Genomic DNA, 14,468 nt, shown 5'->3' with positions numbered 1-14,468 from the left:
GAACGCCGTAGCGATGACTTCGTGACGGTCCGGGTGATGGACTTTTTGAATTCTAAAGCCGCGTGGCTCAGACACTGCTGGCTCATCCAACCGCCGCGGCCGCGCAGGCGGCCATCCACGCCATCATGAGGCGGTGCATTGCGGGCTTATCGTCCGACGCTTTGATGCCATCGCCGGATCATTCCGCGAATAGTCCACTGCGCGCATCAGCGATCGGCACCGCTGTCGCGAGCGAAATAAATCGCCCAAAAACGAAAAACGCCGGAGCCATAAGCCCCGGCGCTAAGAATTGCGGAATAAACGAGCGCTCAGGCGAAGGCGGATTTCACGCCCGCAATCATTGCCGCCGCCTGCGCCGCATTACGCAAGAGGCACGCGATCGTCATTGGACCGACGCCGCCGGGAACGGGCGTGATGGCGCCTGCAACTTTCGCGCATTCGCCGTAGGCGACGTCGCCGACAAGCTTCGTCTTGCCGTTCTCGGACGGTACGCGGTTGATGCCGACGTCGATGATTATCGCGCCGGGCTTGATCCAGCTTCCCTTGACCATTTCCGGAATGCCGACGGCCGCGACGACGAGGTCGGCACGCTTGACCACGTCTTCGATGTTTTTCGTGCGCGAATGCACGATCGTCACGCTGCAATTTTCGCGCAGCAGCAACGCGGCCACGGGCTTGCCGACGATATTCGAGCGCCCGATCACGACGGCATCAAGCCCCGAAAGGCTCGGCAGCACGCTCTTCGCAAGAATAACCGAGCCCGTGGGCGTGCACGGCACGAGCGCGCGCTCGCCGACCCAGAGCCGCCCGACGTTGACCGGATGGAATCCGTCGACATCCTTGTCGGGGTTGATCGAGTTCAAAACCTTTTCGGAATTGATGTGCTTCGGCAGCGGCAGTTGGACGAGAATGCCGTGACACGCCGGATCGTTATTCAACTTGTCCACGAGCGCCAGCACGTCGGCTTCGCTGGTCTCGGCCGGAAGCCGATGCTCCCACGAGTTCATGCCGACTTCGACGGTTTGCTTGGCCTTGTTCGCCACATAAACTTTGCTCGCCGGGTCTTCACCGACCAGCACAACGGCAAGCCCCGGCTTTAGACCGTGCTCCCTTTGCAGCCGCGCCACTTCGGCCGCCACGTCGGCACGAACACTCGCGGCAATTTGCTTACCATCGATAATTTTCGCTTCGGACATCCCAATTCTCCCTGGTCCACTAGCGCTGTAATTCTCTGGTCTTTTTCTCCAATAATTTATCGAGCTCTCTAGGCTCGCCGTCGATCTGCAATGACTTGAGGCGCGACTTCCCGCCTTTTGCCAGCGAAACGGACCGCTTCGGCAAATCGAGCCAGCGCGCAACAAGCTGCTCGAGCGCCGCGTTGGCCGCACCATGTTCGGGAACAGCGCGCACCCTGGCCTGAAATGCCGGGCCGTCGCTTGTGGAGGTCACGCCTTCAATGGCGTCCTTGGAGGATTTTGGGGTCAGTCGGAAGTGGACAATAGTGCACGCGGCGCCGTGCCGCCAAGGTTTACGGTCAGGATATGCGGCATCGGCCTCGTCACTCAAACCACAGCCTTAGCAATGTTCGGAAGAACGACGCTTTGTAGGAAATAACACACCAGTAGCAGGATTACGGGCGAAATATCGATACCGCCCAGGTTGGGCATGGCGTTGCGGATCGGCGCGAGCAACGGTTCGGTGACCGCATTCAGCGCCTGCCAGATGGAGCGCACCATCGGGTTATGGGCGTTAATGACGCCGAACGCCATCAGCCAGGAGACGATCACGACCGCGATCACGATGTAGGTATAAAGCGTGATGAGATAGCTGATAAAACTGAGAAGTTCGAGCATCGCTGATCCAGAATGAGGCTGCCGCGGGCGTCATGTAGCCTCGTCGGGGCTGGGCTCGCAAGTGGCTGTTCCGCTGTGTCTGCTGCTTTAATGCGTAAATGCAGCCTCTAAGCGAAGAATACCCGGAAAATCCGCTGCCAAGTCTTGCTGGGCATGGCGCTTGTGTCGCCCATTGCGTCGCGCCGTATCCCCGCTCGGCTTTCTTGACAACGCCGAGGCCCGCCACCTAAATGCCCCCCGTTCGGGGCCGTAGCTCAGCTGGGAGAGCGCTGCAATCGCACTGCAGAGGTCAGGAGTTCGATCCTCCTCGGCTCCACCAATTAAATCAATAACTTACCGTTTTCCGAAAACTTAAACTGGTTTCGTTTCACGCCTGCCGCACGCCGACGCAGGTCCGGCGATGTTGATCCTTGCACGCCTGTGCTCGTGCAGCGCTTCACCGCGAGCGTTTGCGCGCGCGTCATGTGCGCTGCAGGGAGATCAAATGATCTTGCGGGCTGGTGTCGAGCGCGAAGACTCAAGTGCATCCCGCGCTTAGCGTGCGGTATCGGAGTCCAACCCGGTCGCGCTATAGGTGCCCTTGTCTTTCAGCCTGCCGTTCGATGGTGTCTGGATTTCTTACGGCAGACCTGTTGCTCCTGGCGGATATTCTGGCTCTGATGTTGCGGTGTGTGATGCCGGACGAGCAATAATATCCTCAGCCTGCTTGTGTTCGGGCCGTTTTGTCTTCAGGACGCCAAGAACAAAGACGAAGAACGCGGGCACGAAGATGATGGCAAGGATCGTGGCCGAGATCATGCCGCCAAGAACGCCTGTTCCGATCGCGTTCTGGCTCGCGGCGCTTGGCCCCACTGCGATGGCAAGAGGGACGACGCCGAGCGCGAAGGCGAGCGATGTCATGATGATGGGGCGTAACCGAATCCGCGCCGCCTCGACGGCGGCATCGATAAGCGACCTGCCTTCAGCGTAATAGTCCTTGGCAAATTCTACGATCAGGATGGCGTTCTTTGCCGATAGGCCAATGATCGCGATGAGACCAACCTTGAAGTAAAGGTCGTTGGGCATTCCCCTCAGCATGACCGCGATCACTGAGCCAATTACACCGAGCGGAACGACAAGAATAACCGCGAGGGGAATAGACCAGCTCTCATAGAGGCCCGCAAGCAGCAGGAATACGAAAAGGATGCTGAGTGCGAGAAGGAATGGCGCCTGCGCGCCGGACTTGATCTCCTCAAGCGATTGTCCGGTCCACTCGAAGGCGAATCCCTTCGGCAGCTGATAGGCGAGGCGTTCCATTTCCGCGATCGCCGCCCCTGAGGAATATCCCGGAGCCGACGCACCCGATATGCGTACCGAAGGATAACCATTGTAACCGACGATTTGCGCCGAGCCTTTTCGCCATTCGGCGGTTGCGAAGGAGGACAACGGAACCATGCCGCCGCTGGCGTTGCGCACGTTGAGCTTTAAGAGATCCTCCGCCTGCAAGCGGCTTCGATCCTTCGCCTGCACCACGACGCGCTGCATACGCCCGTCGTTCGGGTAGTCGTTGATGTAGGAGGAGCCGAGATTCGCGGTGATGGTGTTGTTGATGTCGGCGAACGTCACACCAAAGGTGTTGGCCTTCTTGCGATCGATAACCAGCATGAGTTGCGCGGCGTCTGGCATACCTTCCGGGCGAATGCCGGTAATGATGCCGCTTTTTGAAGCCTTTTCGATCAGTTCGCCTGCAGCCTGGTTGAGGGCATCCTGACCCAGTCCGCCGCGGTCCTGCAAACGGAACGAAAAACCATTGGTGGTGCCGAAGCCTTCGATCGGCGGCGGCGAAAGCGCAAAGGTGGTCGCATCCTTGAGCGCGAAGAGCTGCAGGTTGACCCGGTTCGCGATGTCCTGAGCGGAGTTGCCGGCGCCGCGTTCCGACCAGTCCTTCAATGTCGGAAACACGAGGGCCGCGTTCGGCCCATTGCCGGAGAAGCTGAAGCCCTGCACGGAAAAGACGTTTTCGACTGCCGGCTCGCCTTTGAAGATGGCCTCGATTTTCTCAAGCGACGCCACGGTTCGGTTCTGACTCGCCTCGGGCGGTCCCTGGACGTCGACAATGATGTACCCCTGATCCTCATCGGGGACGAAAGCGCTCGGCAGATTGAGAAACAGATATCCGAGGCCAGCAACCAGGGCGAGATAGACGACCATCATCCGTCCTGCTCGCTTGGCGAAGCCGGTCACGCGTCGCGAATATCCCGACGTCAGTCGATCGAAGGCTCGGTTGAACCAGCCGCCGAGTCCTTTCTTCTCCTGATGCCCCTGCGGGATGGGCTTGAGGAGCGTTGCACAGAGCGCCGGTGTCAGTGACAGCGCTAGAAACGCTGAGAACAAAATCGAGACGACCATCGTCAGGCTGAACTGCCGGTAGATGATTCCGGTGGAACCGGGGAAGAAGGCCATCGGGATGAAGACGGACGCGAGGACCAGCGTGATGCCAAGAATGGCGCCCGTGATCTGGCCCATGGCTTTCCGTGTTGCGTCTTTTGGCGATAACCCTTCTTGGGCCATGATGCGCTCGACGTTTTCGACAACGACGATGGCGTCGTCGACAAGGATGCCGATGGCGAGCACCATCGCGAACATTGTCAGGACGTTGATGGAAAAGCCGGCGGCATACATCACAGCGAGGGTGCCGAGCAGCGCCACGGGCACGACGAGCGTCGGGATGAGTGTGTAGCGGAAGCTCTGCAGGAAGACGAACATGACGATAAAAACGAGAATGACGGCTTCGACCAGCGTGTGCAGAACCTTTTCGATCGACGCCGAGACAAAGGGGCTGGTGTCATAGGGTATCGAATACGCGACGCCCGCTGGAAAGAAGCGGGACAGTTCCTCCATCTTGGCTTTGATGGCCTTCGCCGTCGCGACGGCATTGCCGGATGTCGAAAGCTGAACACCGACCGCGGCGCTCGGCTGGCCATTCAGGCGGCTCGCAAAACTATAGGTTTCCGCGCCGACCTCGACGCGCGCGACGTCGTGCAGGCGCACCGTCGATCCGTCCGGGTTGGCGCGGAGAATGATTTCGCCGAATTCCTTGGTGTCGCTCAGCTGCCCTTTGACGAGAACGGTCGCAGTCAAGTCCTGGGTGATCGGATTGGGAGCGGCGCCGATCTGCCCCGCCGCGACTTGGGCATTTTGCGCCAGGATTGCATCACTGATATCTGAGGCAGTGATGTTGTAGCCGACCATCTTGTCCGGATCGAGCCACACACGCATGGCCCGCTGTGCCGAGAAGAGCTGGGCACGGCCGACGCCGTCAATGCGCCGGAGTTCGCCAAGGACGTTGCGGCTTAAATAATCGCCGAGCGCGATTTCATCCGTCTTTCCATCCGTCGACGTGAGCGCGATGAAAAGCAGAAAGCCTGTGCTCGCTTCTTCAACCGTAATGCCTTGGGCGGTTACAGCTCGAGGAAGGCGTGGCTCGACGCGCCGGAGTGCGTTTTGAACGTCGACAGAGGCTTGGTCGATATCGCTTCCAGGTTTGAAAGTGGCCGTAATGTTGATCGCACCGGAAGTGTCGGACGTCGATTCAAAATAGACGAGCCGATCGACGCCATTCAACTCTTCCTCGATCTGGCGCGTGACTCCCTGGTAGATCTCTTGCGGAGAAGCACCGGGATACAGCGTGGAGATCATAACCTGCGGCGGCGCGACTTTCGGATATTGCGAGATCGGCAGGAAGGGCAAGGCAATCATGCCCGCGATCGCGATGAAGAGTGCGAACACCCACGCCAGCACCGGCCGGCCAATGAAGAACTGAGCCATCGAAGCGCGCCTATCGAATTGTTTGTGTTGCCGCTTTGTCTGCCGGTACCGGCAGCGCATTGTCAGCGGGTTTCCAGGCTTCGACGGTAACTTTGCCGCCCGGTTGCGCCTTCTGCACGCCATCGACGATAATTTGCTCGCCGCTCTTGAGGCCTGCTTCGACCACCCAGTCCGAACCGAATGTTTGTCCGAGCGTTACGGCGCGCGCCTCGACCGTGCCGTCGCTCGCGACAACGTAGACCTGGGCTTTGCCATCCTGCGCGCGGAGAATCGCTCGCTGCGGAACGGTGATCGCTCCGTCGCGGACAGCTTGCTCGATACGGATACGGACATAGAGACCCGGCAGCAGATCGCTTTTCGGATTGGGGAATTCGGCACGCAGGGTGACCTGACCGGTCATAGCGTCGACGCTTGCGCTCGAGAACAGCAGTCGTCCCGGCTGCGCATAGATCGTGCCGTCATCGAAGACGAGTTCGACGCGAGCTTGGCCCGGCGCTGGGCTCGCGAGCTTACCGTCCGCAACAGCGCGCTTCAGCGCGAGCAACTCGGCGGAGGACTGCGTGAAATCCGCATAGACCGGATCGATCTGCTGGATAAGCGCGAGCTTCTGGTTGGCGTCCAGTGTCGTCACCAGCGCGCCTTCGGTGACGAGAGCTCCTCCGATGATGCCCGTGATCGGAGCGCGGACTTCGGTATATCCAAGATTGATCCGCGCTTCTTCCAGCGCCGCTTCGGCGAGCGCGACATCTGCGTCCGACTGTGCGAGATTTGCCGCGGCAGTGTCAAAGCTGGCGCCGCTCGCAACGTCCCGCGCCCGCAATTCCTTTTGGCGATCAAATTGCTGCTTAGCATTGGCCTGAAGGGCTTTTGCCCTTTGCAGGGTTGCCTCGGCGCTTGCTACTCGCACCCGAAATAGATCGGGATCGATGCGGTAGAGGACGTCGCCCTTTTTAACGAACGTACCCTGCTCGAATACCCGTTCTTGCAGAATTCCCGTGACCTGCGCCCGCACCTCTGCAACGCGCGTCGCTGCAATGCGGCCCGGGAGTTCGCTCATAACTGGAACGGGATGCGAGGAGAGCTTGAGCACCGCGACCGCCGGCGGCGGTATCTCGCCGCCCTCTTGAGCAAATGCCTGCCCCATCGCCAGAACGGCAAGTGAGAGAGCGCCAAAACATGTCGCAAACCATCGATCGGAAACGGCAGGTAGGCGGCGGGCATTGAACATGTTGACGGCCTTTGTGGTCCTTAAGTTCAAAAAAGAAATATGCGCGCGCTTAACGGGAAGGGCGCCAGCGGCTAGTGCATTGTGGAGTTCGAAAACGCGTTGACCATGACCACGCCCCCGACGATCATCGCAATTCCGGCGATCGCTGCGGGATCCAGCGTCTGACGAAAGACCGTGACGCCGATCAAGGCCGTGAGAACGATGCCTGCGCCGCCCCAGACGGCATAGGCGATGCCGATTGGTATCGCCTTCAAGGCATGCGACAAGAAAAAGAACGAGCCCGCGAAGAACAGGATCATAAAGAGAGTTGGCGCGAACCGCGTGAACTGCTCGGACTTCTGCAGGAGGGTGGTGCCAATCAGCTCGCAGACGATGGCGGCGCCGAGCGCGCCATAGTAGAAAAGGGTGGGTTTCATGACGCCCTGCATGGCATTACGTGATGAGATCAGTAAAGATACCATCCGGACGGTTTTTCAAGAACGAAAGAGAATATGTGGCTTGAACTCGAGGTTTTGTGAGTTGCCAAACTTGGATGGCTGATAAACCGGTCGATATAAACACTTGCCTGTAGCCCCGAAGCTTTGACGTTCTCTGGTCGCGACGCGCTCGGCCGGCATAGCCGGGGCAGAGGAAATTGAAGAGATAAAATCCTTATGAGCCTTGCTCATCGTAGAAAGAAGCGGCCAGTCGAAGTCCGCAGCCAATTGCTCGATATGGCGGCGAGACTCTGCGCCGAGGTTGGAATTCTCCACGCTACCCTCGATGCGATTTCGCAACGCGCTGGCGTCAGCAAGGGCGGGCTCCTGCACCATTTTCCGACAAAGCAGGCGCTGATCGTGGCGCTCGTCGACAAGCTTCTCGACGATCTTTTGGTGAGTGTTGAAAGCTATATCGCCAAAGATCCCGACCCTGTGGGCCGCTTCACGCGCGCGTACCTAATGACGTGTCTTGAAAGTCAGAACAGTCCAGATGCGGAGCACTGGAATACGCTTGGGATCATGCTCGCTACCGAAACGGCGATGCGCACTCAGTGGATAAAATGGCTTTCGAAGCAGATGAAGAAGCACGGCAATTCCGACGATACGATCGATTGCCTGATCGTAAGAATGGCGGCCGACGGTGTCTGGTTCTCAAGAACAGTCGGCGTCACGAGCGTTTCGGGCGCGCGAAGAAAAGATTTTATTGAGCGGCTCAATCGTATGACTCGCTGTGGAAATCATACTTTGCCGACACGTATAAGACGCCGGATCTAGGCGAATTGGTTGAGCTGACCAAACCACGTCATAAGCAATTGTTTGCGAATGTGCCCAAGTCGGCAATTCAGCCATGCGATTGTTCGCCGAAGCTTACGTTTTCGCCAGATAGTCGTGCAGAACGCGTCCGTACGGCAGCGTCAGATCGGCGATGAAGTGGTGGGCTCCAACGATCTTTCGCACGGGCATGTCCGCAACAGGCGCATTGACGTGCGGGACGAGGTGCAACCGCCCTGGTCCGAGCCAGGAGCCTTTGATCGTGATTTCCGTGAGATTGTAGGCAACGAGCTGGCAGATGCCGGGCTTGCCGTCAACGCCGGGAATGAGCTTGAGATTGACTTGCGTCTTGGACAAGGTTGCTGTTGTGCGCTCCCCGTTTCCCGACGTCTTTTCGTGCTTGTAACCCATCGTGCCCATGGCGACGAGTTGGCCCGCATATTCGAGAGTGCCGGTCAACGTGTCCTTGATGACCTCAAGCTTGGGATGCGCGTATTTTTTCGGGAAGCCCCAGATTTCGCGTCCGGCCGCAATCGGCGGGTCGTCGTCGAGATACATCTGCGACGAAGTTGACCTCTTCATTTCCAAAGCGGCACGGAATGAGCGTGCCGGATTCCGTGTAGCGTCCGAAACCCGAACTGTCGGGCACGTTGATCCACTCATAGTGAACCAGTGGCCGGTCTAAAGGGGCGAGCGGCTCGGGCAACTGCTCGCGGATGAGTTCGGGATCTGTTTCGTAAGTGATGATCATGTATTCGCGGTCGACGAACCGGTAAGGCCCATCCGGATAGCTCGGCCCCGCGAGCGGCATCGACGGAAGTTCTAGAATCTGATCGGCGCGCACGCGTCGCTCCATTGGCTTGGTTCAGTGCGTTTCGAATGTCAGATGACGGATTGTGCCAGCGCTAGTGCGCGGTCCAGCCGCCGTCGATCGGAATGTCGGCGCCGGTGATTGATGCGGCGGCGTCGGTGCACAGGAAGAGCACAAGCGCCGCGACCTGATCGACGGTCACGAACTGCTTTGTCGGTTGCGCTTCGAGCAGAACATCATAAATCACCTCTTCGCGCGTCAGGTGGCGAGCTTCCATCGTCGCGGGAATTTGCTTCTCGACGAGCGGTGTCCAGACGTATCCGGGAGACACGCAATTGACGGTGACACCGAACGTCGCGAGTTCGAGAGCCGCGGTTTTTGTTAGACCCGCAACGCCGTGCTTGCGGCGACGTAGGCGGCCTTGAACGGAGAAGCGACAAGCGAATGCGCCGACGCGGTGCTGATGATGCGGCCCCACTTCCGCGCCTTCATTCCTGGAATGGCCGCGCGCATGGCATGAAACGCCGCCGAAAGGTCGATGTCGATGACCTGCTTCCACTTCTCCGGCGGAAAATCCTCGATCGGAGAGACGAACTGAACGCCGGCGTTGTTAACGAGAATGTCGACAGATCCGAGTTCGCGCTCGGCGTTGCGTACCATGTCCGCGATGTCCTCGGCGCGAGACATATCGGCCGGCGAGTAAAGGCACGTCACGTTGAAGTCCTGCTCTATCCCGGCGCGCTCAGCCTCGATGTCTGCTGCATCGCCGAAGCCGTTGATAACGACATTGGCGCCTGAACCCCGCAAGCGAGCGGGCGATGGCTAGTCCGATGCCGCTCGTCGAACCTGTGACGATGGCGTTGCGTTGTGACGGCGATGCTTTCTCTGGCGAATTCGATGAAGGATTGACGATCGCGTCCACGCGGCTCTCCCTGGGTTGGGCGTCGAGATGGACTGCCATGACACCCACCCGTAACAGCCGTGTGACCAAAGCCCCGTCGCACGCCTGTAATCTATTCCCGCGAAAATGGCGCGACGTGTCTTGCCCGAAATAGTCGTCTCCGAATATCGCAAGAATTTTTATTCAAAGGCATCCGATGACCACGAATCTCAATGGCTCGAACGGCATCCACGCAAAGACGTCTTGGCCGGAGCAAGAGGGCGTCAGCGACATGACGGCGGGCAGCGAAAAACATTCGCCACGTGTTCGCCATCCGCGATCGGCGATCGGCTGGCGCCCAGAACGCTGCGATCGCATCGCGCTCATTTTTCAGGGCGGCGGCGCGCTTGGAGCCTATCAGGCCGGCGTTTATGAGGCGTTGCACGAAGAGGGGATCGAACCGGATTGGGTTGCTGGCGTGTCGATCGGGGCGATCAACGCCGCGATTATCGCCGGCAATTCACGTGCGCACAGAATCGAAAAGCTCAGGGATTTCTGGCACCGTATCACCGAGCGGAAAGTCTGGCATTAAACGCCCGACGGTGACATTTACCGCCAGCTTCGCAATGCCACGAGTTCGATGATGACGATGACGATGGGATTGCCGGGCTTCTTCCAGCCGCATCCCGTCAATCCTTGGCTGAGCCCAACGGGAGCAATGACCGCGACGAGCTTTTACAATTCCGATCCGTTGAAGGAAACGCTCCTCGAACTTGCCGATTTTTCCTTGATCAATGATCGATCGATGCGGTTTGCCGTCGGCGCGGTGAACGTCCTCAGCGGCAACTTCATCTATTTCGACAACTACCAGGAAGAGATCGTGCCGGAGCACATCATGGCTTCGGGGGCGTTGCCGCCGGCGCTTCCGATGGTCAAGATCGGAACCGATTTCTATTGGGACGGAGGTATCGTCTCCAACACGCCGCTGCAGCACGTTCTCGATAACGAGGATAACCTCAATACGCTTGTATTCCAGGTCGACCTGTTCAGCGCGTGCGGAGAACTGCCGCGCGATATGGAAAGCGTGCTTGGGCGTCACAAGGACATCATGTATTCCTCGCGCACGCGCCACAACACGGATGTGTTCCGCCGCACGAAGCAATGGAAGAGCCACCTCTACAAGGCGCTTTGCAAGATACCCGAAACCGATCTGAACGACGAGCAGTTGCGCCTGAAGGTAGAACTCAGTCAATCGCCGGAAATCACGATCCTGCACATGATCTACCAGCAGAAGGCTTATGAAGGTCACGCCAAGGATTATGATTTCTCCGGGACGTCGATGCGCGAGCACTGGCAATCCGGCTTCGAAGACACCCGCCGCTCGTTGAAGCAGCGCCACCGGCTCGAAATGCCGCCGCCTGGATCGGGGATCGTCGTTCACGACGTCCATGCCTATTCGGCATAGCCATGTTCAGCCGAGACGCAAAATCAGATATATGAGCGCCGAGGTTTGGCGCTCTATTTTCGACTGCTGCCGATGAAGCAGTCAGTTGGCGATAGCGATGCTTTGCAGCGCGGCTTCCAGTGCATCTTTGTCGGATGTGTACATCGTCTCCGACACGTCGGCGCGGCCATCCCCGACGACCTCGAACAACCATTCGTCCTCGTCGAATGCACCCTTGTAGACATTGACCGTCAAATGCTTGCCATTGACATGGATCGCCCTGCTCAAAGGCGAGGTCACAATCTTGTCTTCGACTTTCATTCCTGCCTCGACTGCCAAATCGACCGCCAATCTATTCGTCTGGCGCGAATCCCATGCGCTTGAGAGCTTTCTGTCCTAGCGCCTTGTCGTCCCCGCCGCTTCGTATGAGTTTGTCCAGACGCGACGCGATACGAGACAGATTGCGTTGCATCGTTCGCGAAAAAACATCCGACCCAGATCTTCATCGCGTAGCGCCAGGATCGCCTCGGCTTCTGATCGCGCTTCTTCAAGCTTTTTCATCGCACCGATTACTCATTGTCGTAACTCACATCCGTGAAAAGCATGCGAACCACTAGACAATACCTCTCCATCGGCGCTCGCAACTGTCATATTTGAAATTCGGTAAAGTGGTCCGCGCGAGAGGCAATCGCGGTCAGCGCTGCAATCGGCCAGCATCAAAACGGCAGCGACCGCAACAGATGTTTCAGAAGAGGAATGCGGAACCAAAAACGGGCCGCGCCAGTGAAGCCCGGCTAGATTGGCTCCGCCGCGATCAGATAGTGCTGGCCGTGTGCAAGATGTCCGTCTCGCTCGACAATCTCGGCAGCTCGCTGGCGTAGAGTCACCGCTTGCTCCGATAGCACTCTAGCAAGTTGATTTTCCGGAAGCAGATTTATGAGCGCTCGACTGTCAGCAAGCTGACGATTGATCCATCCGAGATCATGGGTGCTGGGAAACCGCCGCGAGAATAGAATTCGCAGTCCGACGTGCGGACGCAATCTCGCGAAAAGCTGATATTGGAAGTAGGGCGCATATCCTTCGATCGCTCCGAGCAGATACTCCGCCAACACCGTATCGAAGACGTCATTGGCGAGAAAGTTCGCGTCGCTCCAATTGCCGACGATCAGGCGATCGACGGCGCGTATTTTGGAACTGACGGCGTCCCGCGTTTCGGCGAGATGCCCCGCGTCCGCGCTAACCGCGGTCCAACGCGTACTCGTGAGACCGGCGATCCAGCGTGCGGACTGCGTGCCCGTCCCCGCGTCGAGCACTGAGCCCTACGGAACGTCGCCTTGGATGCGTTCGATGACATCGAACAAGCCTAAACGGCGCTGCGGCGAAACGATATCAGACATGGCCGATTGCGGGCTCTTTCAGTTCAACGCCGTGCGCGGGATCACGAGGGACATGGCACGCGAGATTCGTGCCATTTGTTTCTGTAAAAAGTACATTATTTAATTTTATAATGGTGAGAAGGGAGCGCGTCGAGAGCCGATTGGTTGACGGCAGGATTGGGGCTGCAGCAGCTGCTGTTGGAGACGGCCAATACCTTCCTTGCGCATACGCGCAATGGCCCAGCTCGAGATAGGGAACACACCTCATTGTAGTCCGTACACGGTTGGGTCTGCTCTGCTTGAGCAGCGTGCAATTTGGATGAGCTTCGGGCAGGATTGCGGCCGCCGATTTTTTCATAGAAATAAATTATACCTATGATGCATTGGCCAAGCCCTATCCAAGCTTATAAAGGGCTCGGGCGTGCCGATGGCTCTCTTTCACTGTGGGCGATAGGAAGACTGGATTTTCATGAAAATCCTATTGGTTGAAGATCATCCGATCGTAATTTCGGGGTGTCGCCGGCTCTTCGAAGAACAGGCGGAAAGCACGCTTATCGAGGCATCGACGATCGCCGATGCGCGCAAGGAACTCGATACCCATCGGCCGGACGTCATCGTTGTCGACGTCAACCTTCCCGACGGCTCCGGGCTCGATCTCATCCGCGAGGTGGCCGCCAAGAACGGAGCGCCCAAGGCGATCGTCTTTTCCATGTGCGACGACCCGCATGTCGCGAAAACCGCAATCGACGCGGGTGCTCGTGGCTTCGTCAGCAAATTCGATAGCGCCGCCGCGCTTTTGGGTGCTGTGAACGCAGTGAGCAGCGGTGGAACATGGTTATCTGACGATCTGCTCCAGAAGCTGGCGTTTATGCGCATGGCGCCGGAACGCAAGCCGCCGCCTCTGACCAGACACCAGAAGAATGTTCTGAAACGTCTCGCCTGCGGCAGCCGGTTGTCCGAGATCGCGGCCGAGCTCAACATGTCGCCGAAGGCCGTCTCTGCGGACTGCGCGGTCATGAGGAATAAGCTCAATGCGCGCACGAACGCCGAAATGCTCGTCATCGCGACGAAGCTGGATCTGAACTGAGAACTAACCGGCGGTGGCGTGCGCGGGCCGGCACGCGAAATGACGAGCGACCAATCCCGCCGTCACCAGAAAAGCAATCAACGAATAAAGCAGCACGATCGGATTGAAGGCGAAGCCCGACCACTCCGGCATGATGATGTCGGCTGTGCTGAACGGCTCGACGCCATTTGCGCAAATTTCAAGCGCCGATTCTTCTCGGATCATATCGATGCTCATCCGCGTTGCGAGCTCTCGGACCGCAGCAGGATTGGGAGAGGTGCGCTCAAGCTGATGCAACAATGCTTTGCTGGCCGCGAGATAGGCATGCGAGCACGCGTTGAAGGGGCTGTTCTCGTTCGAGAGGCTCCCTGGAACGAGGCCCCACACGCAATAGGTGAACTGCAGATTGATGAAGTTCTGAAGCGTTCGCGTCTCGGTATCGGGGCGTAGCTGCTGATTGGCAAGATCAAGAATGGCGTTCTTGTACGTCGCGATGACCCGCAGCTGACCGTGCGAGAGATTGGGGATCATGAGCCCCGCGGTACTTGCGGCTTTTCTTTTATGGTGCGCTTCGGCAGGGGTTTCGAACGTGAGAAAGACCCCGAACAACGACGCGACAACCCACAGCAATGCCGATTGATGGCCGTTAACATCGCGGCAATGCGACCGGCGCCACTTTCCACCCGCCACGTGATCAAACTTTCGCCAAGGGTGCTGACGCCTGATCGCTCATTGTTTCTTGCTCGCCGTCTT

11 protein-coding genes, 1 tRNA gene and 3 pseudogenes are annotated in these 14,468 nt (G+C 58.3%); 4 read left to right on the top strand and 11 right to left on the bottom strand.

What is annotated here, in order from left to right; genetic code table 11:
* Positions 1-308: 308 nt before the first annotated feature.
* From folD to WC026_RS03285, 3 genes are read right to left on the bottom strand one after another with little or no spacing between them, the layout of a single operon-like run.
* The gene (gene folD, locus WC026_RS03295) at positions 309-1,196 is read right to left on the bottom strand and encodes a bifunctional methylenetetrahydrofolate dehydrogenase/methenyltetrahydrofolate cyclohydrolase FolD (RefSeq protein WP_372709375.1); all 888 of its coding nucleotides are present in this window, start codon (positions 1,194-1,196) and stop codon (positions 309-311) included.
* Positions 1,197-1,215: 19 nt separating this feature from the next.
* Positions 1,216-1,566 (bottom strand): DUF167 family protein, encoded by a 351-nt coding sequence (locus WC026_RS03290; protein ID WP_372709374.1) that lies wholly within the window; start codon positions 1,564-1,566, stop codon positions 1,216-1,218.
* Positions 1,563-1,853 (bottom strand): YggT family protein, encoded by a 291-nt coding sequence (locus WC026_RS03285; protein WP_372709373.1) that lies wholly within the window; start codon positions 1,851-1,853, stop codon positions 1,563-1,565. The genes WC026_RS03290 and WC026_RS03285 overlap by 4 nt, the downstream gene beginning before the upstream one ends.
* A gap of 243 nt (positions 1,854-2,096) precedes the next feature.
* Here WC026_RS03285 and WC026_RS03280 point away from each other — a divergent pair.
* A tRNA-Ala gene (locus WC026_RS03280) sits at positions 2,097-2,172 on the top strand.
* A gap of 299 nt (positions 2,173-2,471) precedes the next feature.
* Here the strand turns inward: WC026_RS03280 and WC026_RS03275 are convergent.
* The 3 genes from WC026_RS03275 to WC026_RS03265 all read right to left on the bottom strand — a co-directional run bounded on the left by WC026_RS03275 (position 2,472) and on the right by WC026_RS03265 (position 7,304).
* Positions 2,472-5,660, bottom strand: coding sequence for a multidrug efflux RND transporter permease subunit (locus WC026_RS03275; RefSeq protein ID WP_372709372.1), 3,189 nt, complete (start codon positions 5,658-5,660; stop codon positions 2,472-2,474).
* Positions 5,661-5,670: 10 nt separating this feature from the next.
* On the bottom strand, positions 5,671-6,888 hold the full coding sequence (locus tag WC026_RS03270) for an efflux RND transporter periplasmic adaptor subunit (protein ID WP_372709371.1): 1,218 nt from the start codon (positions 6,886-6,888) through the stop codon (positions 5,671-5,673).
* A 71-nt stretch (positions 6,889-6,959) separates the two neighbouring features.
* Positions 6,960-7,304 carry a multidrug efflux SMR transporter gene (locus WC026_RS03265; protein ID WP_372709370.1) on the bottom strand — a complete coding sequence of 115 codons (345 nt, stop codon included), beginning with the start codon at positions 7,302-7,304 and terminating at the stop codon, positions 6,960-6,962.
* A 237-nt stretch (positions 7,305-7,541) separates the two neighbouring features.
* Between WC026_RS03265 and WC026_RS03260 the strand changes: the two genes are divergently transcribed.
* Positions 7,542-8,141, top strand: coding sequence for a TetR/AcrR family transcriptional regulator (locus tag WC026_RS03260; protein ID WP_372709369.1), 600 nt, complete (start codon positions 7,542-7,544; stop codon positions 8,139-8,141).
* 93 nt (positions 8,142-8,234) lie between these two features.
* Here the strand turns inward: WC026_RS03260 and WC026_RS03255 are convergent.
* Positions 8,235-8,949, bottom strand: a pseudogene (locus WC026_RS03255) (acetoacetate decarboxylase).
* 94 nt (positions 8,950-9,043) lie between these two features.
* Positions 9,044-9,910: pseudogene (locus WC026_RS03250) on the bottom strand (3-hydroxybutyrate dehydrogenase).
* A gap of 211 nt (positions 9,911-10,121) precedes the next feature.
* Between WC026_RS03250 and WC026_RS03245 the strand changes: the two are divergent.
* Positions 10,122-11,294 (top strand): annotated as a pseudogene (locus WC026_RS03245) (patatin-like phospholipase family protein).
* Between the two features lie 81 nt (positions 11,295-11,375).
* Here the strand turns inward: WC026_RS03245 and WC026_RS03240 are convergent.
* On the bottom strand, positions 11,376-11,594 hold the full coding sequence (locus tag WC026_RS03240) for a hypothetical protein (RefSeq protein WP_372709368.1): 219 nt from the start codon (positions 11,592-11,594) through the stop codon (positions 11,376-11,378).
* 473 nt (positions 11,595-12,067) lie between these two features.
* Positions 12,068-12,586 (bottom strand): hypothetical protein, encoded by a 519-nt coding sequence (locus WC026_RS03235; protein ID WP_372709367.1) that lies wholly within the window; start codon positions 12,584-12,586, stop codon positions 12,068-12,070.
* A 532-nt stretch (positions 12,587-13,118) separates the two neighbouring features.
* Between WC026_RS03235 and WC026_RS03230 the strand changes: the two genes are divergently transcribed.
* Positions 13,119-13,736 (top strand): response regulator, encoded by a 618-nt coding sequence (locus WC026_RS03230; RefSeq protein WP_372709366.1) that lies wholly within the window; start codon positions 13,119-13,121, stop codon positions 13,734-13,736.
* Positions 13,737-13,739: 3 nt separating this feature from the next.
* Here WC026_RS03230 and WC026_RS03225 read toward each other — a convergent pair whose 3' ends face one another.
* The gene (locus WC026_RS03225; protein WP_372709365.1) at positions 13,740-14,246 is read right to left on the bottom strand and encodes a hypothetical protein; all 507 of its coding nucleotides are present in this window, start codon (positions 14,244-14,246) and stop codon (positions 13,740-13,742) included.
* Positions 14,247-14,468: the final 222 nt, after the last annotated feature.

Source organism: Hyphomicrobium sp. (assembly GCF_041674905.1).
GTDB lineage: Bacteria > Pseudomonadota > Alphaproteobacteria > Rhizobiales > Hyphomicrobiaceae > Hyphomicrobium_B.
Note: the sequence above shows the minus strand (reverse complement) of the source record. Positions and strands in the feature narration are given on the sequence as shown.

Coding starts and splice junctions, on each gene's coding strand:
- WC026_RS03275 (WP_372709372.1), bottom strand. CDS start 5,660: ATGGCTCAGTTCTTCATTGGCCGGCCGGTGCTGGCGTGGGTGTTCGCA.
- WC026_RS03230 (WP_372709366.1), top strand. CDS start 13,119: ATGAAAATCCTATTGGTTGAAGATCATCCGATCGTAATTTCGGGGTGT.
- WC026_RS03270 (WP_372709371.1), bottom strand. CDS start 6,888: ATGTTCAATGCCCGCCGCCTACCTGCCGTTTCCGATCGATGGTTTGCG.
- WC026_RS03240 (WP_372709368.1), bottom strand. CDS start 11,594: ATGAAAGTCGAAGACAAGATTGTGACCTCGCCTTTGAGCAGGGCGATC.
- WC026_RS03225 (WP_372709365.1), bottom strand. CDS start 14,246: ATGATCCCCAATCTCTCGCACGGTCAGCTGCGGGTCATCGCGACGTAC.
- WC026_RS03285 (WP_372709373.1), bottom strand. CDS start 1,853: ATGCTCGAACTTCTCAGTTTTATCAGCTATCTCATCACGCTTTATACC.
- WC026_RS03260 (WP_372709369.1), top strand. CDS start 7,542: ATGAGCCTTGCTCATCGTAGAAAGAAGCGGCCAGTCGAAGTCCGCAGC.
- WC026_RS03265 (WP_372709370.1), bottom strand. CDS start 7,304: ATGAAACCCACCCTTTTCTACTATGGCGCGCTCGGCGCCGCCATCGTC.
- folD (WP_372709375.1), bottom strand. CDS start 1,196: ATGTCCGAAGCGAAAATTATCGATGGTAAGCAAATTGCCGCGAGTGTT.